The 24,864-nt window shown below is 72.0% G+C and carries 22 protein-coding genes; 12 read left to right on the forward strand and 10 right to left on the reverse strand.

Translation table 11 applies throughout. The features are described from left to right. Positions 1 to 45 precede the first annotated feature (45 nt). The gene (locus WMF24_RS25560; RefSeq protein ID WP_437729993.1) at positions 46 to 1,560 is read right to left on the reverse strand and encodes a serine hydrolase domain-containing protein; all 1,515 of its coding nucleotides are present in this window, start codon (positions 1,558 to 1,560) and stop codon (positions 46 to 48) included. A 1,022-nt stretch (positions 1,561 to 2,582) separates the two neighbouring features. Here WMF24_RS25560 and WMF24_RS25565 point away from each other — a divergent pair. Beyond that, positions 2,583 to 3,518 (forward strand): DUF2935 domain-containing protein, encoded by a 936-nt coding sequence (locus tag WMF24_RS25565; protein WP_437729994.1) that lies wholly within the window; start codon positions 2,583 to 2,585, stop codon positions 3,516 to 3,518. 49 nt (positions 3,519 to 3,567) lie between these two features. On the opposite strand, the gene WMF24_RS25570 is transcribed toward WMF24_RS25565, so the two are convergent. Both WMF24_RS25570 and WMF24_RS25575 read right to left on the reverse strand, forming a co-directional pair. After that, entirely contained in the window at positions 3,568 to 5,103 is a 1,536-nt protein-coding gene (locus WMF24_RS25570; protein ID WP_437729995.1) for a dockerin, read from the reverse strand. A gap of 206 nt (positions 5,104 to 5,309) precedes the next feature. Then, positions 5,310 to 5,771, reverse strand: a complete 462-nt coding sequence (locus tag WMF24_RS25575; RefSeq protein ID WP_437729996.1) for a hypothetical protein — start codon at positions 5,769 to 5,771, stop codon at positions 5,310 to 5,312. 259 nt (positions 5,772 to 6,030) lie between these two features. Between WMF24_RS25575 and WMF24_RS25580 the strand changes: the two genes are divergently transcribed. Continuing rightward, a complete protein-coding gene (locus tag WMF24_RS25580) occupies positions 6,031 to 6,639 on the forward strand; it encodes a DUF2267 domain-containing protein (RefSeq protein ID WP_437729997.1) in 609 nt (202 codons plus the stop codon). 57 nt (positions 6,640 to 6,696) lie between these two features. Here WMF24_RS25580 and WMF24_RS25585 read toward each other — a convergent pair whose 3' ends face one another. Then, entirely contained in the window at positions 6,697 to 6,891 is a 195-nt protein-coding gene (locus WMF24_RS25585; protein WP_437729998.1) for a hypothetical protein, read from the reverse strand. Positions 6,892 to 7,006: 115 nt separating this feature from the next. Between WMF24_RS25585 and WMF24_RS25590 the strand changes: the two genes are divergently transcribed. Further along, entirely contained in the window at positions 7,007 to 8,428 is a 1,422-nt protein-coding gene (locus WMF24_RS25590; RefSeq protein WP_437729999.1) for an IS701 family transposase, read from the forward strand. Between the two features lie 288 nt (positions 8,429 to 8,716). Here the strand turns inward: WMF24_RS25590 and WMF24_RS25595 are convergent, their stop codons facing one another. Then, the gene (locus WMF24_RS25595; protein WP_437730000.1) at positions 8,717 to 8,950 is read right to left on the reverse strand and encodes a hypothetical protein; all 234 of its coding nucleotides are present in this window, start codon (positions 8,948 to 8,950) and stop codon (positions 8,717 to 8,719) included. A 524-nt stretch (positions 8,951 to 9,474) separates the two neighbouring features. Between WMF24_RS25595 and WMF24_RS25600 the strand changes: the two genes are divergently transcribed. The 8 genes from WMF24_RS25600 to WMF24_RS25635 all read left to right on the forward strand — a co-directional run bounded on the left by WMF24_RS25600 (position 9,475) and on the right by WMF24_RS25635 (position 19,377). Next, complete coding sequence (locus WMF24_RS25600; protein ID WP_437730001.1) at positions 9,475 to 11,901, forward strand: FG-GAP-like repeat-containing protein; 2,427 nt, start codon at positions 9,475 to 9,477, stop codon at positions 11,899 to 11,901. A 310-nt stretch (positions 11,902 to 12,211) separates the two neighbouring features. Further along, positions 12,212 to 13,702 carry a S41 family peptidase gene (locus WMF24_RS25605; protein WP_437730002.1) on the forward strand — a complete coding sequence of 497 codons (1,491 nt, stop codon included), beginning with the start codon at positions 12,212 to 12,214 and terminating at the stop codon, positions 13,700 to 13,702. Positions 13,703 to 14,057: 355 nt separating this feature from the next. Continuing rightward, on the forward strand, positions 14,058 to 14,273 hold the full coding sequence (locus WMF24_RS25610) for a hypothetical protein (protein ID WP_437730003.1): 216 nt from the start codon (positions 14,058 to 14,060) through the stop codon (positions 14,271 to 14,273). 125 nt (positions 14,274 to 14,398) lie between these two features. Beyond that, positions 14,399 to 15,589, forward strand: coding sequence for a radical SAM protein (locus tag WMF24_RS25615; RefSeq protein ID WP_437730004.1), 1,191 nt, complete (start codon positions 14,399 to 14,401; stop codon positions 15,587 to 15,589). Continuing rightward, positions 15,586 to 16,770, forward strand: coding sequence for an aKG-HExxH-type peptide beta-hydroxylase (locus tag WMF24_RS25620; RefSeq protein ID WP_437730005.1), 1,185 nt, complete (start codon positions 15,586 to 15,588; stop codon positions 16,768 to 16,770). Before WMF24_RS25615 ends, WMF24_RS25620 begins: the two co-directional genes overlap by 4 nt. Then, positions 16,767 to 17,906 carry a hypothetical protein gene (locus WMF24_RS25625; protein WP_437730006.1) on the forward strand — a complete coding sequence of 380 codons (1,140 nt, stop codon included), beginning with the start codon at positions 16,767 to 16,769 and terminating at the stop codon, positions 17,904 to 17,906. The genes WMF24_RS25620 and WMF24_RS25625 overlap by 4 nt, the downstream gene beginning before the upstream one ends. Positions 17,907 to 17,914: 8 nt before the next feature. Continuing rightward, positions 17,915 to 18,553: a cyclophane-containing peptide 2OG-Fe(II) oxygenase YhhC gene (gene yhhC, locus WMF24_RS25630; RefSeq protein ID WP_437730007.1), complete on the forward strand. Its 639-nt coding sequence runs from the start codon at positions 17,915 to 17,917 to the stop codon at positions 18,551 to 18,553. A 38-nt stretch (positions 18,554 to 18,591) separates the two neighbouring features. After that, positions 18,592 to 19,377: a class I SAM-dependent methyltransferase gene (locus tag WMF24_RS25635; RefSeq protein ID WP_437730008.1), complete on the forward strand. Its 786-nt coding sequence runs from the start codon at positions 18,592 to 18,594 to the stop codon at positions 19,375 to 19,377. Between the two features lie 89 nt (positions 19,378 to 19,466). On the opposite strand, the gene WMF24_RS25640 is transcribed toward WMF24_RS25635, so the two are convergent. From WMF24_RS25640 to WMF24_RS25660, 5 genes are all read right to left on the reverse strand, one after another. After that, positions 19,467 to 21,026 carry an ATP-binding protein gene (locus tag WMF24_RS25640; protein WP_437730009.1) on the reverse strand — a complete coding sequence of 520 codons (1,560 nt, stop codon included), beginning with the start codon at positions 21,024 to 21,026 and terminating at the stop codon, positions 19,467 to 19,469. 72 nt (positions 21,027 to 21,098) lie between these two features. Then, positions 21,099 to 21,791, reverse strand: a complete 693-nt coding sequence (locus WMF24_RS25645) for a response regulator (protein WP_437730010.1) — start codon at positions 21,789 to 21,791, stop codon at positions 21,099 to 21,101. Further along, complete coding sequence (locus WMF24_RS25650; protein WP_437730011.1) at positions 21,788 to 22,483, reverse strand: hypothetical protein; 696 nt, start codon at positions 22,481 to 22,483, stop codon at positions 21,788 to 21,790. The genes WMF24_RS25645 and WMF24_RS25650 overlap by 4 nt, the downstream gene beginning before the upstream one ends. Next, positions 22,480 to 23,277, reverse strand: coding sequence for a hypothetical protein (locus tag WMF24_RS25655; RefSeq protein WP_437730012.1), 798 nt, complete (start codon positions 23,275 to 23,277; stop codon positions 22,480 to 22,482). The genes WMF24_RS25650 and WMF24_RS25655 overlap by 4 nt, the downstream gene beginning before the upstream one ends. Continuing rightward, positions 23,274 to 23,939: a hypothetical protein gene (locus tag WMF24_RS25660; protein WP_437730013.1), complete on the reverse strand. Its 666-nt coding sequence runs from the start codon at positions 23,937 to 23,939 to the stop codon at positions 23,274 to 23,276. Before WMF24_RS25660 ends, WMF24_RS25655 begins: the two co-directional genes overlap by 4 nt. Positions 23,940 to 24,257: 318 nt before the next feature. Between WMF24_RS25660 and WMF24_RS25665 the strand changes: the two genes are divergently transcribed. Next, positions 24,258 to 24,845, forward strand: a complete 588-nt coding sequence (locus WMF24_RS25665) for a Uma2 family endonuclease (protein ID WP_437730014.1) — start codon at positions 24,258 to 24,260, stop codon at positions 24,843 to 24,845. The last annotated feature ends 19 nt before the right edge of the window (positions 24,846 to 24,864 follow it).

The raw sequence follows: 24,864 nt of genomic DNA on the forward strand, positions 1-24,864 counted from the left end.
GGCGAGCGCCGGAGCGGCGGCGCCGGCGCGGGGCGCGTGCCCGGCTCAGTCGGATTCGAGGAGGAGCCCGCTCGCGGAGAGCGCGATGAGGGCGGGATCCGCTGTGTCGCTGTTCACGATGGCGGCCACGGCGGCCTGCTGCTCGGGGTAATACAGCATCTCCGTGGCGTAGCCCGGAATGCCGCCGTCGTGCCCGAGGGCGGGGACTCCCAGGACCTCGCGCCCGATGACGAGCGTCCCGAGCCCGTACCCCTGGCCCGCGACGCCGGTGGGCACGGGATCCGCGATCATCTCTGCGAGCGAGTCCGGCTCGAGCGCCGCGCCGCCGTAGAGCGCGACGGCCCAGCGGGCGACGTCGCCCGCGCTCGCCACCATGGCGCCGGCGGACCACGGCAACGAGGGATGAACGATGGATGTCATGTCCGTCCCGCCGGTGGTGTAGCCGCGGGCGAGATCGCCCTCGATCGGCTCCTCTCCGTCGAACGAGGTGCTCGAGAGCGCGTTCGGTTCGAGCAGCCGCTCGCGGATCACGGCGGCGACGCCCTCGCCCGTCGCGGCCTCGATGATCATCCCGAGGAGGATGTAGTTCGTGCTCGAGTAATGCCACCCATCGCCGGGCGCGAAATAGGGCTCGTGCTCGGCCGCGGCGGCGACGATCTCCTCGGGGCTCCACACGCGGGCCGGATCGGACAGCACGGCGACCGGGAGCTCCGCGTCCTCCGTGTAGTCGAAGATGCCGCTCGAGTGGTTCAGGAGCTGTCGTACGGTGATGCCGTCCCCGCCGGGAAACGTCGTGATCCAGGTCGAGATCGGGTCGTCCAGGTCGAGCGCGCCCTCGTGCGCGAGCCGGAGCACCGCGGCGGCGACGTAGGTCTTTGTCACGCTGCCGATGCGGAGCACGTGTTCGGCCCGCATCGGGACGCCGGGCGCCGACTCGCCGCTCGCGAAGCCCAGGACGCCGCACCCCGGCGTGCTGACCGCGAGGACGGCGCCCGGGGTGCCGAGCGCCACCCGCGCCCCGTCGAGGCGCGCCTGGAGGGCCTCTGCGAGCTCGGCGCAGGCGTCCACGCTGCCGCCGCCCGCGCCGCCCTCGTTCGCGCCGCCCGCGCCGCCTGTGCCGCCGCCGCCCTCGTTCGCGCCGCCCGCGCCGCCTGTGCCGCCGCCGCCCTCGTTCGCGCTGCCCGCGCCCCCCGCGCCGCCGCCGCCCTCGTTCGCGCTGCCCGCGCCGCCGCCCTCGTTCGCGCCCCCCGTGCCGCCGCCGCCCTCGTTCGCGCCCCCCGCGCCGCCGCCGCCCTCGTTCGCGCCCCCCGTGCCGCCGCCGCCCTCGTTCGCGCCCCCCGCGCCGCCGCCGCCCTCGTTCGCGCTGCCGCCCTCATTTGCGCCGTCCGCGCCGCCGCCGCCCTCGTTCGCGCCTCCTGCGCCGCCGCCGCCCTCATCAGCGGCTCCGCCTTCACCGCCAGCGCCGCCGGTGCTGGTGCTTGTCGTCGACGAGGCGCTCGACGGGTCCACGGTCTCGCCGCCGTCGCAGCCAGCGCCGAGGGTGAGCGCGCCCGACGCCATGAGGGCGAGAAGGAAGCCTTGATGTCGAGAGACTTGGTTCAAGGTTCGCATGCGATCTCCAGGGCAACAATCCGGATGGGCACGACAGTACAGAATCGGTGCGTGAGCACAAGCGCTCGACAGCATGCCGCCGCGATTCTCGAACATCGTTGCCAGACACAGCAGTCGTCATGAGCCGCCTCTGCCGCCCACGCGCGATCTCCGCGCGCCACGTCCCGGAACGTCTCAGGCACAGCCGAGCCCGGCACAGGCGTAGATCGCCGGCGCAGGACGTGACGACCCGAATCGACAACGACGTTTCGACAAAGACACAGCGCGCGCACGATCCGCCGCGCGCCGCGCCCCGCTCGCCGACAGGCTGCGCCCTTGGACCGTCCGTCGCGCCCTTCCACCTGCGCGACGCGTCGACGCCCATCGTTCGCGGAGCGCGCCCCGCCGAGCTGGTCACTCGTGAATGCCGGACATCTGGTTACGCCCAGGCTCCGGCCGGGGAGGCCGCTCGGACAGGAAGCCATGAGGCACCGGATGGATGATCAGCCACCTCTCGCTCGGAGCGCCGGCGACGTGACGTCGCTGACCACGGAGAGCGCGCCGAGCCACGCGGGCGATCGCGCGCCCTGCCCGGACGGGTGAACCCGCCCAGCCCGCCAACGCCCCATCTCTGCCCCGCCTGGACCGACACCGTCCACTTCGGGGCCGGGCTCCTGTGGTACTCCGCGGCACCATGTGCTCGGTCGTCGCACGGGGCCCGCAACCAGGCGCCCCTGTGCTCGGCGTTCGCACGGCGCCGGTCGCCGCGTCGCCCATCACGGGCGGATCCCGCAGCCGCTCGGCGCACGGCGCGCCCCCGCGACTCCCCTGCAGAGGGAGCGTCGCGCGCGGCGATCCCCGGCGTCTCCGGTCGCCGGGATCCGGCGAGACGCTGGCCGGCGAACCGGCCGTCGCGTCCTCCCTGGCGAGCGGGCGCGGGACATGCACCCTCGCTCGGGCTCTCACGGCAGTACGAACCTGGAGGAGCGTCGATGGAGAAGCGTGTTTCACAAGGCAAATTTGGACGCCGGCGATTCGCCGGCAGGGCGGCGGCCACCGTGGGTGTCTCGCTGCTCGCCCCGCCGGGCCTCGCGCTCGCGGTCGACAAGGGCGCCGGGAGCTGCGAGCCGGTCGGGCCCCTGTCGCTCCCCGAAGGCGTCCCCCAGACGCCCGGTATCCTCGTCGATCAGCGCGCGAAGAAGCCGATCTACCTGCCCGGCATGCACGCCGGCCTCGCGGCGCACGCCCTCGCGGAGGTCCTCTTCTGGACGGACATCATGATGGAACACGCGATGTTCATCGCGCTCCTCATGCCGGGCGACCGCCTCCGCGCGGAGCGGGACGAGGCGCGGCAATTCCAGGTCCTCTTCGCCCAGCACTTCGTCTCGTCCCGCGACCGCGCCTACCGCGATGACGAGCTCTATCCGCTGCTCGCACAAACACGGTCGAGCGTCCTTCAGTTCCTCGAGTACAAGCGCCGCATGCAGGCTGCGCAGGAGGCCGGCGCGCTGAAGAGCCTCGTCTGGCCGCTGTTCTTCGACCACATCGCGCGCGAGGCCGAGCGGTTCGCCGGCCGGCTCGATCTGCTCGCGAACGGCGGCGCCGGGTTCCAGCGCGACGAGGTCGGGTCGTTCTGGACGCGGATCATGGCCGAGCACCTGGAGTTCATCGCGCACCTGCTCGACCCGCAGGAGCGCCAGCTCGTCGACCAGGCGAACGCGCGCGCCGGCGCGATGTACCAGGCGCACATCCAGCGCGTCGGCGCCGGGCACCTCGCGAGCATGGCCGACGAGGTCATCGACTTCAAGACGGCCGCGGAGCAGGGGATCGAGACGGGGCAGGTCAAGAGCATCATCGATCCCTCGCTCGCCGATCACGTGCTCCGCGAGGCCGTGAGGTTCTCCGACGAGATCCGGCGCGCCCAGTGACGCCGGGGGAAGGCCGCGCGGCGTCTCTCCGCGCGCGGCCGCGCGGGGCTCAGGGCACGCTCATCTCGAACGCGACGCTGTAGTTCGGCTGGGGCTTGCCCGTGATCGAGCCGACGAACGGATCGGAGTCGCGGAGCTGCCCCCAGCGCGTCGTGCCGCCGGGCATCGCGGTCCCGTCGGTCGTCGCCGCGTAGCCGACCATCGCGCCGGACGAGGGGAGATCCGACGCGCACGTGATCTTCACCGCGTCGCCGTCGATCTCGACGCTGCTGATCTCGATCCGGGTGTCGCCGCTCCAGACCTGGAAGCCGCGGCCCTTCGACCACTCCGTGAACGCCGTCTGGTGGGGAGACGGCAGCGCGCTGTCCCAGGCGAGCGGCGGCACCGGGACGTGGAAGCGCACGGTGATCACGTTCCCGCTGCGCTCGACGCCCGTCGGCTGGAGCGGCTGCCAGTCCTTCCCGAGGACGACCTTCTCGAAGTAGACCTGGCCGTACTTCTCGCCGAGGAGCTGGTAGCCGTGCGCGGTGAGGTGGATGTGATCCTCCGCGTACGGATACTGGTACTTCGGGCCCGAGCAGACGATGTCGCCCGGGTGGCTCACGCCCACGCGCCACTGCGCCTGGGTGGACGTCGAGCGCGAGCCCACCTCGAGGTGCACCGAGTGCTGCTGGGACACGAGCATGGGAATGCTCCGCGACTGCCCGGTGATGGGCAGGAGGTCCGCGTTGTAATCGGACCAGAGCTTGACGAGATCGTCCTCGTAGGTCGCGCTGCCGGCGTCGGACTCGCCGTGCGTGATGATGATCGCGCCGATTCCGTACGTCTTGCCGGCCTCCCTGGCGAGGCGCGCGATCGCCTCCGCCTCGAACAGCGTCGCCGCGTAGGCGTGGCCCGTCGTCTTGCCGCCCTCGGCCGTCGTCGGGTTGGCGGCTTTCCAGAGGACGTTCATGGGCTGCCCGCTCTCGCCGACGACGGTGTGCACCGTGACGTGATCGCCGCCGGCGGCCTGCGCCAGCGTCGAGATCTGGTCGGCCATGGCCGTGTGGGGCGTCTCGCCGTAGAGGTTCCTTGGGTAGGCGCTGGGGTAGGCCGTCGCGAACCCGCGGATGGGCTCGGTGAGCGGGACGAGCGAGAAGTCGCCGTTCGACGCGTCGAACGGGGGCACGGCCGCGTCGCCGAGCGACAGCTTCAGGTTGCTGAAGCGCTGCTCCGTCGTGCGCGGCGGCGTGCCCTCGACGCCGACCGAGAGGCTCTGTCCCGTGCCGACGATCCCGGTCCAGTCCCAGCCCGGCCCCGCAGGCGCCCCGCCGCCGGTGCCGCCGGTGCCGCCGGCGCCGCCGGTGCCGCCGGCGCCGGCCGCGTCGCCGCCGGTGCCGGCCGCGTCGCCGCCCGCGCCCCCTGCCCCGCCGGTGCCGCCGACCGGGTCGGTGCCGCTCGCGCTGCTCGTCGCGCCCTGACCGCCGGCGCCCCCGTCGCCGCCGGCGCCGGAGGACGGCTCGTTCGACGAGCCGCACCCGAGCGCCATGAGGAGGAGGACGAACGTACCTGACGAGCTCAAGCTCAAGAACGATGAACTTCGCATGATGGCTCCTTCTGCTGCCGCACGTGGGGACCCCGGGGATCCCCGCGGCGCGGAGCTTTGATCATCGGCCCTCGCGGAGGAAGATGAACCGGTTCAGTTCGTACGTCCGGGACCGCGCATGGCGCGCGGGCGCTCGTCGTGCGCCGACCGCGCGTTGCCCCGGCGTCCGGCGCCCTCGCGTCGTGCCGGACGGAGGGCGGCGATCCTCACCCCGGCGGCGCTCCCCACCCCGGCGGCGATCCCCACCCCGCCGGAAGCGGCGCCGGCGGCGCCACCTGGCCGAGCACCTCCATCCAGGCCGTGCTCTCCACCCACGCCGCCAGGTAGGGCGCGCGCGCCCCGCGCCGCTGGAGCAGCACAAGGAACGGCGCCGTCACAAGGAAGGACCGGGGCGGCGGCAGCCCGTACGAGCCCACCACCGCCTCCGCCGTCGCGCCGGCGCCGCCCTCGTTCAGGTGAAACTGCACCCGCTGCTTCGCCTCGCCGAAGCGCTTGCCGCGCAGCGCCTCGCCGAGCAGGGGCCGACCGACGAGCTCGCCGAACCCCCCCTCCAGGTCGAGCCTCAGCCGCGGGATCGCGAGCGCCGGGACGAGAGAGGCGTCGAGAGGGTCGCGCAGACGGGCGGCATGAGACCTCGGTGGCAGGGGCCGTGGGGTGAAGGGCATCATCGATGCCGGCCGCGCCGGCGATCGCGACGCCCGGGATCCCCCTCGTCCGTGGCAGGAGCGCGGGACTGCGCTGGACTGCCAGACGGGCCAGCGCTCCTGTATTCACGAAGCGAAGAGCGGAGTCCAGAGAGAATTTGAGGGGGAGGTGACTCATAGAAGAGGAGACAACGGTGGATTCTCGCCGTGCGCGGGGGTCGGCACCGCGCTTGCCTTCTGTCACGGCGGTCTCGCAGGATTCCCGCACGAGAGGAGAAGTCGAATGGGCAGCATGGTGAACACGACGACCGCGGCCGGTCGGCCGATCGACGAGGTATCCGAGCACATCTTCCGGCAGGTCGAGCAGAGCGGCGCGCTGCCGCCGCACCTGGGGGCGCCCGAGGCCGTCGGCGTGGCCCTGTGCACGCTGTCGCGCCGGCTGAGCGGCGGAGAGGCGCGGGACCTCGCCGCGGCCCTGCCCTCGACGATCCAGGCGATCGTCCAGCCGTGCGCCACGCACCGCGACGAGGATCCCGAGGTCTTCAGTCGTCGAGAGTTCCTGGAGACGCTCGCGGAGCACCTGCACATCGATACCGACCAGGCGAGGGCGGTGTCCTCCGCGGTCTTCGCGGCCGTGGAGCGCGAGATCCCCACGAAGGAGGTCACGGACATCGAGAGCCAGCTCCCGGCCGATCTCAAGGACCTCTGGGGGCGTCACCGCGTCGCGGGCAGCTCCCACGCGGAGCGGCCGGCGGACACGTCGCTGGCAGAGCCTCCCCCGCGGGCGGGCGTGGACGCGCCCGCGCCCGAGCAGCGCCGCGGCGACGTGGGCGCGGACAGCACGGCGGCGGGCTCGTCCGGCGACGTCCCCGCCAAGAGGCGCGCGAGCTGACGGGGCAAACCGAACGGGTGGGGACCGCGAGCGTCGTGATGGCTCGGTCGCGGGTCGTCAGTGGCCGCAGGCGCAGCGCCGCCGCGGCTCGTAGGCGAGCGTGGCGGGGTTGGTCCCGCAAAACGTGAGGTACCAGGGGGACCGCAGCGGGCCGCCGGCCTCGGCGAGGAGAGTATGGGTCTCGGGCTCCGTCCCGAGGTTGTAGACGCGGGGTTGCCCCGTCGTCGCCGGGTCGCCGCCCGCGATTGGCACGTACAGGCCGTTCGGGCCGAAGACCAGCGCCTGCGCAAAAGCGCGGGGTTGACCGATCTGCCCTAGTACTACAGCCGCACCTCGACATCGATCCGGTTGGACCCAGGATCCGCCTATGGATCCGGGGGCAAGCGAGCTGCCAGCAGCGGCCGCGTGGGACGCGCTGGCAGCAGATTTTGAGGCATTTCACGCGCGATTCGCGGGGCTGTTCGCGCGCAGCGAGCCGCGCGAGCAGGCGATCAAGTACGTGCGCTCGCTGATGGGGCCGGCGGCGAGGCGGAACGGTTGGCAGCTGGCCGAGGCCATCGGGGATCCGACGCCCGATCGCGTGCAGCGGCTGCTGTACAGTGCGGACTGGAGCGCGGATGCGGCGCGCGATCTCCTGATGGACTTCACGATCGAGCAGTTCGGCGATCCGCAGGGCATCGGCGTGCTAGACGAAACGGGCTTCCTCAAGAAAGGCACAAAGTCCGTCGGCGTGGCGCGGCAATACAGTGGGACGGCAGGCAAGATCGAGAACTGCCAGATCGGTGTGTTCCTCAGCTACAACGGCCCACGTGGACATGTGATCCTTGATCGTCGTCTTTACTTGCCGGAATCGTGGTGCAGCGATCCGGAGCGGAGGCAGGACGCTCACGTTCCGGAGGATGTCGCGTTCCGGACTAAGCCGCAGCTGGCGATGCAGATGCTGCATGGCGCCTGGCAGCGAGGTGTACCGATGGCGTGGGTCGCCGGCGATGAAGTCTACGGGGGCGACCGCGTGCTTCGCGACGGCATCGCCGCGCAGGGCCATCGGTATGTTCTCGCGGTCGTCTCGAGCACGCCGGTGTGGCCCGAGCGACCCGAGGTCGCGGAGCCCCCAACCGAACGAGAGCACCCTCGTGGTCCGCTCCGCACGCGCACTCGTCTTGCACCGGGCGCGCCGCACGCCACCACCGTGGCCAAGGTGGTGGCCCAGTGGTCGCCGAAGCAATGGCATCGCCTCGCCATCCATCAAGGCGAGAAGGGACCCATCGAGTACGACTGGGCCTGCGCGCGCGTCGTCGACAGCCGTCGGCGCTTGCCGGCCGACGACGTCTGGCTACTGGCCCGCCGTTCTGTTTCGAAGCCGTCGGACGTGGGCTACTACCTGTCCAACGCCGGAGCCGACACGCCGCTGACAACGCTCGCGCACGTGGCCTCCACGCGCTACACGATCGAGCAGTGCTTCGAGGAGGCGAAGGATGACGTGGGCCTCGACCACTACGAGGTCCGCTCGTGGCCGAGCTGGCATCGGTACATCACCCTCGGGATGATGGCCCTGGCGTGGTTGGCCTTCGTGCGCGCGAAGCTTCCCGCGGAGGGCGCCTTCCCGTACGCCCCGGCGATGAACCCCGAGCTCGTGCCCAAAGCGACGCGCCCGGGATCGAGGAAGAACGTCAAGCCCATGCAGAAGACGGCGCTTGACACGTCGGGGAAAAAAAGCCTGCCGCGCCCGAAGAAACCGACGGTCCGCCGACGCTGGCGCCCTGGAGCATTCCCGAAGTCCGCCGCCTGATGGAGCTGGTACTTCCGCTGCCCGCCCATTCGCCCGAGTTCCGCTGGGCGTGGTCGAGGTGGCGACGCCGAAAACGCGCCCAGGCTCGCGCCTGTTGCTACCGGCGCCGCCGCCATCGGCCGCTTGCCCGCGCCCGGGCTCCCTAACCGCGGCTGTAGTACTAGAGCGACAACCGGGTTGAACCCGCCTGAAACGAGCAGAACTTCGAACCGCCAAGACGCCGAGGACGCCAAGACTTTGTCTTCTTCTTGGCGTCCTCGACGTCTTGGCGGTTCATTTCTCGCTCGATCAACGTGATCGTTGTTCTAGAGGGATCGAATCCACGAGCACGGCCTGCGTCCGGCCGACCACGTCGAAGACGAGGATCTGGTCGATGGTGGTTGCGGTGTCGGTGTCGTCGCGAAAGCTCGTGACGTACAGCTCCCCATCGGGGCCGAAGGCGAGGCCCTCCGGGCGGCGGAGGGCGGGGAACATGGCGCTGTCCGCGACGATCCCGAGGAAGGCGCCCGTATCGGGGGTCATCCGTGGGGGAAAGCGTCCGCGTCGATCGCCGCGCGTCCGGGGCGTCCTCGCTCCGGAGACTCCATCGTCCCGCTGCACGAGCTGGCCAGTGTGAGCATGACCGCGAGAATCTAGAGGGCGGGCTATCCTCTCAACGCTCGACGTGAACCCACCCGAGGGGTAGGGCCACGGGCTGGAAGGGGCGGTGCCACCGGCGAGGGGCACATCCGGCGCCGGCGCCCCTCGAGCTGCGACCCAGCGGAGCACGCTGCCCCCGGCGTGTCGCACGCCGACGCGCCGGCGACGACGGCTGCCGCGCGCCGCCCCTCACCTGTCGCAGCGCGCGCCACGGCGAGCCCCGGCGCGGCGCGGTTTCCGCAGGTGCCGTGGCGAGGTGCGCCCTGGTACGCGCACTGCAAAGAGGGCCGGCGGAGGTCGGCGCTGTCGCGGTGACGTGCGGCGCGCAGATCCCGAGATGCAGTGGCTGGCTCGGCCGCGCGGCGGAGCCTCGAGCGCTCGTGGAGCGCAGTCGACGGAGAATGACCATGAACGAAAATACTTATGGAAACGATCTTCCCCCTGCCTCCCCGTCGCTTCACCCCGCGTCGCCGACCCCGGCCAGCGCGCCGGGCCGCGCGCGGAGAGCCTCGCGGCGCGCGCCGGGGATCCTCACCCGCGCGCTCCTGGCCGGCGCCTCCGTGCTGGTGCTCGGCCAGGCGGCCTGCGTCGCGCCGCCGAGCACCGAGGAGCCTGAGGGTGACGTCGGGGGAGGCTCCGCTGGCGAGGACGGGTCGCGCGCCGACGAGCCCTCGACCGACAGCCCATCTGCCGATTCCGACTCACCCGCTCTCGACGCGCCTGCAGCGCACCTCGACGAGCTCGAGCACCCGCCGCTCACGCGCTCGCCGGCCGCTCCGGTGGACGGCGAGGAGCTTGGCCCCAGCGTTGCGCCGGCGTGCGGGGAGGTGCCATGCGCGGCCAAGATCGTGCTCGGACCCGCCGAGGCGGACGTCCGCTCCGCCATCGCCAGCTCGGGCAGGAAGGGGCGCGGCAGCAACACGCAAAACATGCTGCCGAACAACACCCTCTTGGCGGACATCGACGCTGACGGGGTGAGCGATTTTCTCCAGTTCACCAGCAACAAGCTCTTCGTGAGCAAGACCGATTTCGAGAAGACCGGCGTCCTTCACCTGTACACCCGCCGCCCGATCACGCGCGTGCTGACGGGCGACTTCCACGGCGATCGCTACGATCAGACCTGCTTGATCCTCGATGACGGCTCGCTCGAGTGCTACGGCATCGGCGCCGATCGCCGCGAGCTCTGGTGGTGGTTCACGCAGGGGAGCTTCGTCGGCAGCAATGAAGACGCGATCGTGGGCGACTTCGACGGGGACCGCCGCGACGACATCCTGGTCTATAACAGGAGCGGCGGCGCGTACCGGATGTACTCGGTCAAGGGCGACCACGTCTTCGCGTCCACGCCGCTCTTCCACCAGGGCAACCTGGCGGGGATCGCGACATCGGGCGTGACGTTGCGCGCCGGCGACTTCAACGGCGATGGCCGCGACGACATCATGGCCGTGAACGGATGGGGCCAGGTCCTCTATTACGTGTCGGTGTTCGACGGCACGAACCACACCTTCTGGTGGGCGTTCACCACCCGGTCCGGGTTCGTGTCCGCCGACGATCAGGTCCAGGCTGCGCGCATCGACGACAACGCCGCCGACGACGTCGTGCTGCGAAACCGCGTGACGGGGGCGACCCGGTTCTTCCGGATGGAATACCAGGCGGGCGACCTGCCAGCGCTCCCCGGGGTGGCCCTCGGGCAGATCGACACCGCCGGCGGCGCGCAGCTGTTCTTCGGCTCCCTTCGCGGCGATATCGCCGAGCCCGGCGGCCGTTACCGCGAGGACGCCATCGTCTATCAGCCGAGCTGGAACGGTGTGATCCGCAGCGATGCGCGCTGGGACGGCAGCGGCCTCACGTACTGGTGGGTCTACACGCAGTACGCGCCAGGCAACCACGCCGGCTGGGCGCCGTTCACCGCCAAGCCGTGGCTCGTCCTGAAGTGCAAGTTCCGCGACATCGCGGCGGAGCCGCAGGCGCACCCGTTCTTCCGCAACCTGTTCACGGGTGACAGCGCGTTCGGCACGGTGAACTACTTCCGCGACCAGTCGTATGGCTCGTGGGACCTGACAGGCACCCAGATCCCGAGCTCCTGGTACACGATGTCCGTCACCCTGGACCAGTCCCGGTCGCTGAGCCGCTGGGACCGCATCCAGCGCTGCGTCGACGCCTACGGCGGCTCGACCTCCGGGTACGTGAGCGTCGTCGCGCTCATCAACGGCGCGGTCGACTCGGGCGCCGCCGGGAATCGCGTCCTCCTGGATCCCGGCGCGTGGAACGTCACGTTCGCTGCTCACGAGATGGCGCACGGCTTCGGCTGGGGCCACTCGTTCGACGACACGACCCGGCGCGCCGCCTCGTGGTCCGGGCCCGGCGAGTACTGGGATCACTGGGACATCATGAGCGCGATGAACGTGTACACGTTCAACAACCTCGCGGGCTTCCAGGCCGGACCGGAGATGAACGCGCCGCTCCGGGCTCAGAAGAGCTTCATCCCGGCGCACCGCACGCTGCAGCTCAACCCCGGCAGCGCGCGGCAGACGGCGACGCTCAAGCTCGCCGCGCTCAGCCGGCCGGAGGCCGACGGGCCGCTCATGGTGCGCGTGGGCGCCAACAACAACGATCATTACGTGATCGAGTACCGGATGCGGAGCGGCTGGGATCAGGGCATCCCGCGCGACACCGTGCTCCTCCATCGGGTCGTGAACGGCGTGCCTTACCTCATCACGGCCGGCGGCACCGAGCGCCTGCCCGGCACGACCTACACGGTCCCTGGCGGCCTGACCCTCACCGTGAACAGCTTCGCCGCGCAGGGATACACGGCCAACATCACGCTCCAGTACTGACCGAGCTGCCCAGGGCTCACCCAGCTGGGGCGGCGCGCCTGCCGAGCGCGCCGCCCATCGGCTTCACGGGCACGCCCGTCGATGCGATCGACAAGAACACCCGCGCCGTCTTCGGCGACGAATCTCGGTCGACGGCATCCAGCGCGCGGTCGAGGACGGGGCGACCGTCCCGATATACCACGAGAGCCCCTCCCCGCCCCCTGCTGCCTCACCGGCAGCTCCCGAGGAAACTGGCCAGCTTGACCCCGGGCGTCCATCGTGGCACGACGCTGGCAGGCAGCCGCCGGCCTTCGTGATGGATGGGGGGACCATGAGGCGGAAAGGCTTGTTCATCGCGGGGGTCGTCGCGCTGGCCGCGCTGGGGTCATGGTGCTGGCCGCCCACCGAGGCCACGCGCGCTGGCTGGCTCGCGGACTACGAGACCCTGCGGGACCAGATGCCCGCGGCCTACGCGAACTTCACCGAGCGACTCCGTACCCGGAAGCTCTCGCCCCGGGACCTCGACGCGCGGACCCGCGAGGCATTGCGTCACGCCCGCAATCTCGACGAGGCGCAGGCCGCGTTGCGGGCCTTCGTCGCCGCCTTCGACGACAACCACCTCAAGGTCCGCACCCGCCCGGGAACGCTGGAGCGCTGGAAGCTCCGCCTGACCGGCAAGACGCCCGCCGACCCCGAGGCGCTCCCGACGGAGACGCCCGGAGCGGAGGCCTGCGCACGGATGGGGTACCAGGCCGCGGATCTCGGCGAGATAACGTGGTCCGCCTTGCCCCGCTGGCGACCGCTCGGCGGCGGGACCGCGGAGCGGCCCTTCCCCGCGGGGTTGATCGAAGAGGAGGGGCACCGCCCGATGGCGGTGCTGCGCATCCCCTCGTTCGGCGTCGAGGCGTTCCCCGCGCTCTGCGCGGCGCAATGGGAGGAGCAGCGCAGGGCGCAGAAGGCACCGTGCGACGTGGAGTGTCAGGATGCCTTCACGCTGAAGGTGGAATCCGCGCTCATCGATCGGTTGGCGGCGCAGCTCGAGGAGCTGGACCGCGCCGGGGCGGGTTCGCTCCTCGTCGACATCACGGGCAACGGGGGTGGGTCGAGCGTGGCCGATCCGATGGCCCGCGCGCTCACCGCCGTCCCGCTGCGGACACCCGAGCTCGGCTTCATCCGGCACCCCCTCTGGGAGAAGCGGTTCACCGCGGCCCGCGACGCCTTCGCCGAGGAGCTGAAGCGCACCGATCTGCCGGCCGAGCATCGCGCCTTGCTGGAGAGCGCGCGCGACACGGCGGAGGGCATGCGCGCCGAGGCGGCGCAGCGCTGCGATCTCTCCGCTGCCTGGACGCAGGCCGCCCTGGAGGCGCCATGCCAGCCGGTCGGCCGGTTCCCCGGCTACCTGCGGTATGCCCGGCCTGGCGAGCTGGATGGACTGAAGACGAAGGGCCTCCTCTTCAATCCAGGCCAGTACGCGTACCGGGAAGGCGTCTGGACAGGACCCCTGTACGTGCTCGTCGATCGCTGGACGGCCTCGGCGGCAGAGGGTTTCGCGGCGTTGCTGAAGGACAACGGGGCCGCAACCCTCCTCGGGGAGCGGACGCTCGGCTCCGGCTGCGGCTACATGGCCGGCGGCGTGATCCTCCATTTGCAGAACATCGGCGTCACCGTGCGCATGCCCGATTGCATTCGTTTTCGCGCCGACGGCCATAGCGAGGCGGAGGGAATCACGCCGGACATTGCCGTCCCCTGGACGTCAGAAACCGGCAGCACGCTTCGGGCGGAAGCAGCCATTGCGGCCGCGCGGTCGGCGATGCTACGTTGAAGCTCACCTGAAGCTGGGGGCGGGGGTGCGCACCTGCTGGGTTCCTGGCGCGCCGAATCAGACCAATCCGGATCAGGCAGCCGGAGACCGGGGGCAGCGTTGGTGCCGCGTCACCCAGGCTCGTCCCGGGGTCGTGGCGGAGGGGCCGGAGCACAGGCCCCCGTGAGCGACGACCCCGGGACGAGCCTGGGCGACAACGTACCAGGCGCGACGAGGGGCCTTCCTTTCGTCGAGCGTCGAGGAACAACGACGCAATGCCGCCATCCTCGGCAGCCGGGCGACGGGAGGTCTTGAGAGGCGCTCTTTGCCAGCATCGTGCGGACCCGTCCCCCTGATTTCAGGGAGGAGACAGAACATGAGCGACAAGGTACTCACCGTAGATCTCGCGAATGCCTCGGACGACGATCTGAACAAGATCAAGAACTCGATCGTGGCGCGGCTGGCGGAGCGGGCGAAGCTCGGCTCGATCGCGGCCGACGGCTATGATCGGCACGGCAGCGGCCACTCGAGGGCCAGCCCGTCGAGGATCGAAGGCGCACTGGAGAAGGTGAAGCTCCCCCAGACCCCGTAGGTCCGTCGCGCACGGCCCGAAGCACGTCACGCGCCTCGGGCCGTGCGCTGTGTCCACGAAACGCGGATAGCGCAGACCACTCACGCATAGGGTCCGCACGGCAAGCGCCTGGCGGGCAGAGGTCGATGGCTGTGACAACGACGTCCTTGGCGCCGCTCGACTGGATCGTGTTCAAGATCGCGCAGCGCTGCAACCTGAACTGCACGTATTGCTACGTCTACAATCGTGGAGACGATTCGTGGAAGGGGCGGCCGCCCATCGTCCCGGACGAGGTCGTGAGCGCGGTCGGGCGCCGCATCGCGGAGCAGTGCGCGAAATACTCGCTGGAGCGCTTCGTCGTCGAGATGCACGGGGGTGAGCCCCTGCTCGTCGGCAAGGCGCGCATGCAGCGCATCATCGACAGCCTCCGCGGTCTGTGCCCCGGCGTGGAGCTGCGGCTGATCTTGCAGACCAACGGGCTCCTCCTCGACGAGGAGTGGCTGGTGCTGTTCGAGCGCAACGGGATGAGCTTCGGCATCAGCCTCGATGGCCCGCCGGAGGTGGCGGACCGCCACCGCGTCTTTCTCAACGGCAAGGGCTCGACGAGGCAATTGCTCCAGAACATCGAGCGCCTGCGGCGGGCCGGCCCCAGGTTCGACCGGCTCCTCGGGGGCGTCCTCTGCGTCGTCGATCCCACGGTGAACGGCGGTGACGTGGTGCGGTGGTTCGTGGAGAACGGCTTCGACTGCTTCGAGTTCCTCCTCCCCGACGTCAACTACGTCAACCAGTCCCCCGGCTGGCCGGGGGTGGCGCCGTTCCGGCGCTTCCTGCAGGAGGCGTTCGACGCGTGGTACGCGCTCGAGGAGCGCGCGCCGCAGATCCGCCTCTTCGAGGTCATGCTGATGGCGTTCATGGGCATCAAGCCGCAGCTCGACGCGCTCGGCGGCGACCTGCGGAAGCTGTGCGTGGTGGAGTCCGACGGATCCATCGGGGTGAGCGACGTGCTGCGGTTCTGCCAGGGGGAGTTCTCGGTCGATCGGCTCAACGTCGCGACCGATCCGCTCGACGCGCGCACGGACGCCTATCGCATCGACGAGATCCAGCGCCCGTCGGCGAAATGCGAGGCGTGCCCTCACCTCCAGAGCTGCGGGGGCGGCTACCTGCCCCATCGCTACGATGGCCGATCGTTCGCCAATCCATCGATTTACTGCGAGGCGCTCTATGCGGTGGCGGAGCGCATGGCCGCCGCCCTCCGCGCCGACGTGCCGCCTTCGCTGATCCAGATCCGCCCCACGGCGGCCGGATCGACGGCGGGGCGACTGGAGGTCTCACCGTGAAGCCCTGGAATTACCGTCAGTTCTCGTGCCCCGAGCGCTCCGGCGACGACCGGGCCACCTTCATCGCCGTCGCCCACGGCACCGCGTCCGTGGAGATGTTGCTCTCGCAAAAGCGCGATCTCCTCCGGAGCCGCTCGCACGGCCTCGTGGAGACCCTCGAGCGGTGGCTGGGGACCACGACCGACTTCGAGACCACGTGGGATCTGTCCTTCGGTCGCGTCCTGCGGGCCCTCGAGTCGGACGACGTCTCCGCGGTCGACGTGCTCGTCGATGTGGCGTTGCGGCTCGCGGCCCGGGGTTTCCCGGGGCGGTGGGCCGCGACGTTGAGCGAGGGGCGACGGCTGTGCTGGGACGGCGCCTTCGTGCTCCCCGCGGCGCGGGAGGTGTCGCTCGACAGCAGCGGCGCCGCCGCGGCCCTGGAGCTGAAGGGGGTGGACGGAGGGCGCTTCGTCGCCGCGCTGCACCGCGAGGAGAACGGGTGGAGCGCGGAGGGCCTTGAGCGGCTGCTCCAGGTGGGGAGGCGGCGGCCCATCACGCTCTTCCCGTCGGACGCGGTGCCGCGCGATATGATCGTCGAGGACGACTTCCACTCCATCTTCGCGTTTCCCCCGGTCACGCCGGACGTGGCCCAGCCGTTCGCGGACGCGCTGGAGCTCCTGGCGCGGCACGCGCCGGTGTACCTGACCTGGGTCGAGCGCGTCCTGCGCGGCGTCGTGGTCTGCCGCTGTCAGGAGAGCCGCACGCGCAGCAGCAGCTGGATGCACGCGCCCGGCATCGTCCTGGTGTCCTGGTCGGCGAACCCCATCGAGATCGCCGAGATGCTGGTGCACGAGTCGTCTCACCAGCGCTTCTACCTCGTCTCCCGCGTGGGACCGGTGGTGGACGGCAGCGACGCGCAGCAATACTACTCGCCCGCGGTGCAGCGGCATCGGCCGCTGAGCAAGATCCTCATCGGCTATCACGCCTTTGCCAACATGCTGCTCTTCTACCGCACGCTGCTGCGCAGCGGGCTGGCCGAGGACCCGCACTGCCGGGCCCTCGAGGCGAGGCTGACCGCCGAGGTCGAGGCGCTCGAGCGGCCCCTGCGCGACAGCCCTGCCCTCACCGACATCGGCCGCGATCTGTGCCAGCCGCTGATGGAGAGGCTGCGCGAGGCGCCGTCGATCCAGGTGAGCGCATGACCTTGGCGCACGCATCGGCGCGGCGCTGCGACGACCCGCGGGAGCGTGGCGGGGTCGGCGGGGTTCCGCCGCTTCACGTGATGGCGGAGCTGCTGCGCTGGGAGCCGGCCGAGGTGGATCCCCTGGCGTGGCGCGACGCCTTCGAGGAGCACCTCGCGCGCCGCGCCGCCGCCGCGTTCGCGCGCTCGGATCCGGAGGGATCCCTCGCGCAGGGCCTCGCGCTCCTGCCGGAGCGACGGCGCCGTCGTTTTCTCCGCGCCCCCGCCGTCGCCATGCTCCTGCGCCGCGACGTGGCCGACCCGTTCGATGGACGGCTCTTCTCCGAGCTGTTGCTGGCCGAGCTCGCCTCGGCCGGCCTCGCGACGGAGCTACCCGGCTCGCTCTGGACGGCCCGCGGCGATCGCCTCCTGGATCCCTCCGCGCCGGAGCGCTGGACGGCGCCTGGCCCGCCCCTCGGGGATACGGGCATCACGCTCGACGAGGGGAGCCCGTTTCCCTTTCCGGACGACGAGTTCGGTATCGCCGTGACCGTGCCCCACGATCGCCGTGAGCTCGCGATCGCGATCGGCAGGGTCGTGGACGGGCTCGCGGCGCTGCGCCGGGCGTGCGCGCCCGCGCTGGAGATCGTGACCGCCTCGACGGAGGTGCTGGCGCTTCGACGTGAGCCCGCCGGCGCGACGGCATTTCAGTCCAGCACCTTCGCCCCGTGCGCGGGGCTCGTTCGGCTCACGAACGCTCACCTCCCGGACGTGGACATGACAGCGGTGGTGGAAGCGCTGGTCCACGAGGCGATTCATTGCCTCCTCCACGTCCACGAGGAGCTCGATCAGCCCTTCCTGAACGCGCCGGAGGCCAACCGGGCAACGGTGACGTCTCCCTGGACGGGCGCCACGATCCGGCTCCACTCCTATGTCCATGCGTGCGCCGTCTGGTACGGTGTCTACTGGCTGTGGTCGACGGAGGGGCTCGTCGCCGACTGCGCGCCCGGGCGGGCGGAGGCGCTGCGCCGGCGCGCGCGGCGCGGTTTTCGGCAGCGCCCTGTCGGCGCGGGGTTGGCCCCATTTCGACACCTGCTCACGGAGGGCGTCCGGCAGCTGCTCGACGAGATCGAAGCGCGGATGCTCTCCCTTGCATGAGGACGCCCATGAAGCCCAGGCTGCTGCAGACGAGCCGCGATCCGTTTCTTCACTTCGTGCTCGACGATTTCTACGAGGCCGGGCTGGCCGAGCGGCTTGGCCGATGGCTGGACAGCGCGGCGCCCTGGCGGCGCGCGGTTCACCATTTCTATGATCAGTTCGAGCTCAACTTCCGCGACGTGGCCGCGCTGCCGGACGCGATCGCCGCGCCGCTGCTCTCGCCCGCCGCCCTCGGCCAGGTGACGGTGCTGGCGGAGCAGCTGTTCGGGACCCGGTTTCGCCCGAACGTCTGCGTCGGCGCGCACAAGCTCGTCGACGGGCAGGGGATCGGCCTTCACACCGACAGCGCGCCCGGCGAGGAGACCCATCGGATCGTCGTCCAGCTCTCCAGGGACTGGCAGGACGACTTTGGCGGGAATCTCGTCTTCTTCGGCAGCAGCGATGTCAACGACGTGCGGGCCATGTTCCGGCACGTCTTCAACACGGCGGTCGGCTTCTCCCTGGGCGGCGTCTCCTACCATGCGGTCAGCGACGTCTCGCGGGGCGAGCGCCTGACGGTGATCTATGGCTTCTGGGAGGCCTCGTCCGCGTTCGACGAATCCAGGAACGCGCGGCGCACCTTCACGCTCGGGGGAGCGAGCCGCTGAGCGGCGGCGATCGAGATACGAGAAAGGCGGGACATTCCATGGAGATGGACGAGCGCGCCAGGCTCCTGCTCCTGAGCGACGTGGTCGGGACGGTCTTCGGGACCGAGGATTTCAGCCTGTTCCTCTACAGCCTCGTCAAGATGCACGCGCCAAGGACCGTCGTCGAGCTGGGCACGGGGCTCGGGGCGTCGGCGTTCTGGATGGCGCTCGCCGCCAAGCGCAACGGGGTGGGGCACGTCTGGACCGTGGACGACCTCGACCTGTTCGAGAGCGGCGAGGGCCTCCTGGAGACGGTCGTCGAGCAGCTGCGCAGGCGGCAGTTCGCCTCGCTGGAGGCCACGACGGCGCGGCAGTACTTCGCGGAGGTGTCGAGGCTGCTGGGTCTGCAGGAGCACATCACCTTCGTGCACGAGAGGATGGCTCTCGACGAGGCGGGCCATTTCGATCGCTACCCGTTCGCCGGTGAGCCGGTCGATCTGCTGTTCTCGGACTTCAGGCACGGTCCGGCGGACATCCTGGCGCTCCTGGGCCACTTCCTGCCGCGGATGTCGCCGGCGTCATCCATCCTCATCGACTCGGCGCCGACGGCCTGGCCCTCGTACCTGCTGCTCGAGCAGCTCGTCGCGCAGCTCAACCGGGGCCACGTGCCGGGGATGCTCCAGGACCGGAGCCCGGTCGATCTGGGGCCGCTCCTCCGGAACCGCCGCGTCACCCTGGTCCACATCACCGAGACGAAGGCGCGCGATCAGAACGGCACGGCCTGGCTGAAGCTCGAGCCGATCGATCTCCAGCCCCATCCCCGGACGACCCTGCGCGGCCTGTAGCCATCGCCGCGCCAGGGCTCGGCGCGTCGCGAGGCGGAGGCGCGCTGCGGACGTTGGCGCGCGGCCGCCGCGGTCGTCCAGCTCCCTCTCTACTGCCGCACCGGCAGCTCCACGACGAACCTCGCCCCCTCCCCCGGCGCGCTCTCCACGGTCACCACCCCGCCGTGCGCCTCGACCACGCTCTTCACGATGGCGAGCCCGAGCCCCGTCCCGTTCCTGCTCTCATCGGTCGTGAAGAACCTGTCGAAGATCCGGGACAGATGCTGCGCCGGTATCCCCGGCCCCCTGTCGCGCACCGAGATCCTCACCGTCTTCCTCCCCTCCCCGGCTTCCCCGCCCTCCACGGTCACGACCACCGCCTCGCCCGCCGGCGAGAACTTCACCGCGTTGTCCACCAGGTTGAGGAGCGCCGTCTCCAGGTCCGTCTGCCGCGCCCGCACGAGCCGCTTCGGCATCTCGTACCGCAGCACCACCGGCTTCTCGCGGCTCGTGCACCGCTCCACCACACGGCCGACGAGCGCCTCCAGGTCGAGCACCGTCATCGCCTCGCTCGACGCCTCGATGCGGCTCAGCTCCAGGAGCCTCGACACGAGCCGGTCGAGCCGCTCCACGTCGAGCTCGATGTTCCGCAGGAAGCGCCGCCGCGCCTCGAGGTCGTCCGCCGCCCCCTCGTCGAGCAGCTCGGCGGCCCCGCGGATCGACGTGAGCGGCGACTTGAACTCGTGCGCCACGTCCGCCGCGAAGTCCGAGATGTACCTGAGGCGCGCCCCCAGCCGCTCGTTCATCGCCGCGAACGATTCGCCGAGCTCGCGGATCTCTCCGCTCCCCGAGACGGGCACCTCGATGTCGCGCTCGCCGGCGGCGATGCGCTTTGCCGCGCGCGAGAGCTTGCCGAGCGGCCGCGAGATCGTCCACGCGAGCGCCAGCGTCACCAGGCCCGTGAAGAGGCTCGCGACGACGAGCACCCGGGTGAGGCCCGACCGGATCCGGTAGAGCTCCACGAGCACCGGCTGCGTCGAGCGGACCACGTAGACCGCGCCGAGCACCTCGCCGCCACGCCGGATCGGCTCCGCGAGGAACAGGAAGACCGCCGGCGGCCGCTCCCGGACGCGCGTCCGCGCGGCGCGCCGCCCGCCGAGCGCCTCGTGGACCTCGGGGCGATCCAGGATCTCGGACCAGCGCTCGCGCGCGCCCGGGCCGATCGGCTGCACCCGCTCAGCATATTCGGTGAAGCGCGCGGAGCTCGGAGCATGGTCGCGCTCGCGCTGGCCGGGCGCCTGGACCAGCGCGGGGACCGGCGGCTCGGGCCCCTCGGGCGGGCCGTTCTCGTGCGAGTCGACGACGACCGCGCCCTCCCGGTCGAGGACCCGCACGCGCGTGCGCGTGTGCCGCGCGGCCTGGGTCAGCACCTCGCCGTGCTCCGGCGCCCCGAGAGCGAGCCCCCGGTCGAGGCCCGAGGCGAGCATCGCCGCCACGAGGGCCGCCTGGTTCGCCATGTCGCGCTCCAGCGAGCCGAGGAGCTGCCGCTCGTAGAGGCGCGCGAACTCGAGCCCGGCCACCGGTACGAGCAGCACCACCAGGTTGACGACGAGCAGCCGGACGCGGATCCGGCCGAGCTCCCGGCGCAGGCGCGCGATCATCGTACGCATCCCACGGCCCGCCGTCGCACCGCTCGGCGTCGCCCCCGCCGGCATCGCACCGCTCGACACCGCACCGCCCGGCTACGCCCCATTCACCTTGTACCCGACGCCGTGCACCGTCGCGATCGGATCGCCGCCAACTACCCGGAACTTCGCGCGAATCCGGCGGACGTGGGTGTCGATGGTGCGCTCCGTGATCAGGTTGTCGTAGCGGTAGGCGCGCTGCATGAGCTGCCCGCGCGACAGCACGACCCCGGGCCGCTCGAGCAGCGCGCCGAGCACGCCGAGCTCCGTCGCGGTGAGCGACACGGGCTGCCCGAGGTAGCGCGCCTCGTGCCGCTCCGTGTCCACCTCGATCGGCCCGTGGCGGAGCACCGCCGCGCGCGCCTCCGCCGGCGCGGGCGGCGGCGCCTCGGCCCGCCGCAAGAGCGCGCGCACGCGCGCCACGAGCTCGCGCGGCGAGAACGGCTTCGTCAGGTAGTCGTCGCCGCCGAGCTCCAGGCCGACGATGCGGTCCACCTCGTCCGCGCGCGCCGACAGGAAGAGGATCGGCGTCCTGCCGCCGGCGCGCAGGCGGCGGCACACCTCGAGGCCGTCGAGCTCGGGGAGCATCACGTCCAGCACCACGAGGTCGACGTTCCCCGCCCCCGCCGCCTCGACGGCGGCGCGCCCGTCGGCCACCGCCGTCACGGCGTAGCCCTCCTTCTGCAGGGCGTAGAGCAGGACCTCGCGGATGCGCGCCTCGTCGTCGACGACCAGGATGTGCTTGCTCACGTCTCGATCGGTTCCCCGGAGCATGCGCCGTGCGCGTCGATGGCGGCGCCGAGGCCCTCCACGCGCGCCCAGACCTCGGACACGATACCACCGACGCCCTCGACCGAGGACCCGGCGAAGCGCGCCAGCACGAGCTGCGTGCGGAGCGCCTGCACGAGGTCCGCGAGCTCCTCGAGGGCGCGGGCGTCGCGGTCGCGCATCGCCCGGAGGCGCCGGATGTTGTCGAGGTGCAGGTGCGCCGTCGCCAGCGCACGCCCGGAGCCCGCGCCGCCGCGCTCGATCTCGGCGACGCGCGCCGCGGCCGCGGCCTCGTCGAAGCCGCCCTGGCGGAGCAGCGCGTCGAGCTCGGCGTGGCGGGCGGCGGCGCGCGTCACCTCGGCCTCGATGCGCGCGGCGGCCTCGCGCGACAGCAGCGCCTCGAACGACGTGCCGGCGCACGCGCTGACGCCCTCGCGCAGCGCGCCCTGGACGCGCGCGGCGGCGGCGGCGGTGCCCGGGGCGCCGCCGGGCTCCGCGCGGCGCGCGGTGAGCGCGACGGGCGCCCAGATGGGCCAGAGCGGCACGCAGAGCGCCGCGGAGAGGGCGGCGCGGCGGCGCGCGCCGTGGCCGTCATGGCGCGAGGCGCGGTAGACGGCCACGGCGCACGCGAGCCCGGCGATGAGGTAGAGGACCGAGAGGTCGCGCAGGCTCATCGCGAGCCCTCCGGCAGGCCCTCGCGCTCGCGCGCGGCGCCTTCCTCGTGGTGCTCGTCCCCCTCGACGGCCGGGGTCCAGTGCTCGCCCCCCGGGGTCCGGTGCTCGACGCCCGGCAGCCGGCCCGGGGCCACGCGGTCGTAGATGCCGAGCGCGGAGCGGCAGCTCCGGACGAGCGCGTCGGAGAAGCTCCCCTCGCGGGCGCGCAGGAACGGGACCGCCTTCTCGCTCGGCCGCCCGAGGTAGGGCCGGAGGATCCACGCGGCCTGGCCGCCGACAGCGAAGAACACCGCGACGAACGCGAGCGCGGTGAGCGCGCGGCCCGGGCCCGCGCCGATCCCGCGCACGAGCACGCCGAGCGCGGCGAGGCCCGCGACCGCGTAGGCGAGCCAGGCGGCGACCGACGAGGCGTGGTAGCCGAGCCCCAGGTCGATGAGCAGCCAGAGCACCGGCGCGAGCGCGAGCAGCACGAGCGAGGAGCGGCCCGCCGACGCGAGCGCGAGGGCGACGAAGGACCGCATCGGCCAGGGGCGGCCGAGGACCGCGGCGAGCGCGTGGAACGCCGGGGCCGAGAGCGCGAGCGTGATCAGCATGGCGAGCGGCACCTTGATGGCCGCGTAGAGGATCTGCTCCTGGCCGCGGAAGCTCCCGATCACGGCGCCGAAGACGGCGGAGCCGAGGGCGACGGCGCCGAGCGACGCGAGCGCGATGGCGCGGGTGTCCCTGTCCTCGCGGCAGCTCGCGGCGATGTCCGAGGGCGCCCGGAGGAGGCGGCTGATGACGGCGGCGCTCACAGGGCACCTCCCTTCAGGATCGGGAGCGTCCCCCACCAGACGCGCAGGGCGAGCGCGACGGCGAACCCCGCGAACCCGAGGAGCGCAGCGCCCTGCCCGGCGAGGAGGAGGCCGCCGTCGCGCTGGAGGGCGGCCCGGAGGTCGCGCAGCAGGACATGAACGCCGAGGGCGCCGGCCACGGCGAGGCCGAGCAGGCCCATGAGGGCGGCGGTCAGGTCCGACGCGCTCGTGACGACGAAGAGCGCGGCGGCCGGCGCGAGGCCACCGAGCACGAGGCCCGTCGCCGCGGCGGCGCGCGCCGTGGCCGACAGGGCGCGCGGCGGGTCGAGCGGCGCGTCGAAGAGCGTGAGGACGATGAGGAGCGCCGGCACGCCGAGGCACGCGACGGCGATCACGGCGGCGGGCACGCCGGCGGCGTGCTGGACGAGCGACACGCCGCCCTGGCGCGCGCCGAGCGCCAGGCCGTAGAGCGAGGCGAGGCCGACGCCGACGCCGAACCGGGACAGGTCGTCGCGGAGCAGCGCGGGCGACCGCTCGGCGAGGAGCGCGGCCGTCCAGCCGGGGTGTCCGCCGGGCGCCGCGGGCGCGGCGGCGGCGCCGGCCGGGGGCGCCGCCGCGGCGTCGCCGCGAGGCTCGGGCGGGTCCGGGATGCCGGCTTCCATGGCGGACTGCGGCGAGGATGGGATGGGGAGACAGGGAGCTTGCGCCTGCACAGGACCTCCGTGGGGTGAGCGCTGCGCGGCCCTCTCGGGTGCCGCCGCAGCGTCGATGGGAGTACCCCCCGGGCGAGGCGCGCCCGCGCCCGCGACGAGGAACAGGCGCGGAGAGGTTGTGGCGGAGTTGTGGCAGGTCGCCTGTAGCGGCCGGGGCGCCCGGCGCACCGGGAGCCCGCGCGCCGCGCCGTGCGCCCCGTGCTTCGGAGGACAGGCGCCGGCCGCGGTCGGCCTGCAGGCCCGCGGCGCGCGCGGTATGCTCGCCGCATGTCGGTCGCCGGCAAGCTCGGTACCCGGGCCAACCTCGCGGATCTGCTGGCGATCCCGGAGGAGCAGCGCTTCCACGAGATCGTCGACGGCGAGCTCGTTCGCAAGGCCAGGCCCAGCGGCCCCCACGGGAGGGCGCAGCGCGTGCTCGGCGGTCGCATCGGCGATCCGTACGACCGGCGGCCGGGCGGGCGGCTCCCGGGCGGGTGGTGGATCGTGACCGAGACCGAGGTGCTGCTCGAGCAGGAGCACGTCTATCGACCCGACGTGCTCGGATGGCGGCGCGAGAGGCTGCCCGAGCTGCCGGAGACGACGCCGATCCCGGTGCGGCCCGACTGGGTCTGCGAGGTGCTTTCGCCCACCACCGCGCGCAACGATCGGGTGAAGAAGATGCGCGTCTACCAGCGATGCGAGGTGCCGCACCACTGGATGGTCGACCCCGAGGATCAGACGCTGATGGTCTATCGGTGGACGCCCGAAGGCTATCTGCTCATCCTCACCGCAGAGCGTGGCGAGCGGGTCAGGGCAGAGCCGTTCGTGGAGGTCGAGCTGGACATGGACGCGCTCTTCGGGGACGAGGCCACGTAGCGCCGCTCCAGGCAGCGCA

Source organism: Sorangium sp. So ce1335, from assembly GCF_051521615.1.
GTDB lineage: Bacteria > Myxococcota_A > Polyangia > Polyangiales > Polyangiaceae > Sorangium.

Bases quoted from the DNA above. Each gene is read 5' to 3' on its own strand.
- WMF24_RS25580 (WP_437729997.1), top strand. From the start codon at position 6,031: ATGGGCAGCATGGTGAACACGACGACCGCGGCCGGTCGGCCGATCGAC.
- WMF24_RS25610 (WP_437730003.1), top strand. From the start codon at position 14,058: ATGAGCGACAAGGTACTCACCGTAGATCTCGCGAATGCCTCGGACGAC.
- WMF24_RS25605 (WP_437730002.1), top strand. From the start codon at position 12,212: ATGAGGCGGAAAGGCTTGTTCATCGCGGGGGTCGTCGCGCTGGCCGCG.
- WMF24_RS25615 (WP_437730004.1), top strand. From the start codon at position 14,399: ATGGCTGTGACAACGACGTCCTTGGCGCCGCTCGACTGGATCGTGTTC.
- WMF24_RS25560 (WP_437729993.1), bottom strand. From the start codon at position 1,560: ATGGCGTCGGGCGCGCTCACCCTCGGCGCTGGCTGCGACGGCGGCGAG.
- WMF24_RS25660 (WP_437730013.1), bottom strand. From the start codon at position 23,939: ATGGAAGCCGGCATCCCGGACCCGCCCGAGCCTCGCGGCGACGCCGCG.
- WMF24_RS25595 (WP_437730000.1), bottom strand. From the start codon at position 8,950: ATGACCCCCGATACGGGCGCCTTCCTCGGGATCGTCGCGGACAGCGCC.
- yhhC (WP_437730007.1), top strand. From the start codon at position 17,915: ATGAAGCCCAGGCTGCTGCAGACGAGCCGCGATCCGTTTCTTCACTTC.
- WMF24_RS25650 (WP_437730011.1), bottom strand. From the start codon at position 22,483: ATGAGCCTGCGCGACCTCTCGGTCCTCTACCTCATCGCCGGGCTCGCG.
- WMF24_RS25570 (WP_437729995.1), bottom strand. From the start codon at position 5,103: ATGCGAAGTTCATCGTTCTTGAGCTTGAGCTCGTCAGGTACGTTCGTC.
- WMF24_RS25590 (WP_437729999.1), top strand. From the start codon at position 7,007: ATGGATCCGGGGGCAAGCGAGCTGCCAGCAGCGGCCGCGTGGGACGCG.
- WMF24_RS25600 (WP_437730001.1), top strand. From the start codon at position 9,475: ATGAACGAAAATACTTATGGAAACGATCTTCCCCCTGCCTCCCCGTCG.
- WMF24_RS25565 (WP_437729994.1), top strand. From the start codon at position 2,583: ATGGAGAAGCGTGTTTCACAAGGCAAATTTGGACGCCGGCGATTCGCC.
- WMF24_RS25635 (WP_437730008.1), top strand. From the start codon at position 18,592: ATGGAGATGGACGAGCGCGCCAGGCTCCTGCTCCTGAGCGACGTGGTC.
- WMF24_RS25665 (WP_437730014.1), top strand. From the start codon at position 24,258: ATGTCGGTCGCCGGCAAGCTCGGTACCCGGGCCAACCTCGCGGATCTG.
- WMF24_RS25625 (WP_437730006.1), top strand. From the start codon at position 16,767: ATGACCTTGGCGCACGCATCGGCGCGGCGCTGCGACGACCCGCGGGAG.
- WMF24_RS25575 (WP_437729996.1), bottom strand. From the start codon at position 5,771: ATGATGCCCTTCACCCCACGGCCCCTGCCACCGAGGTCTCATGCCGCC.
- WMF24_RS25640 (WP_437730009.1), bottom strand. From the start codon at position 21,026: ATGCGTACGATGATCGCGCGCCTGCGCCGGGAGCTCGGCCGGATCCGC.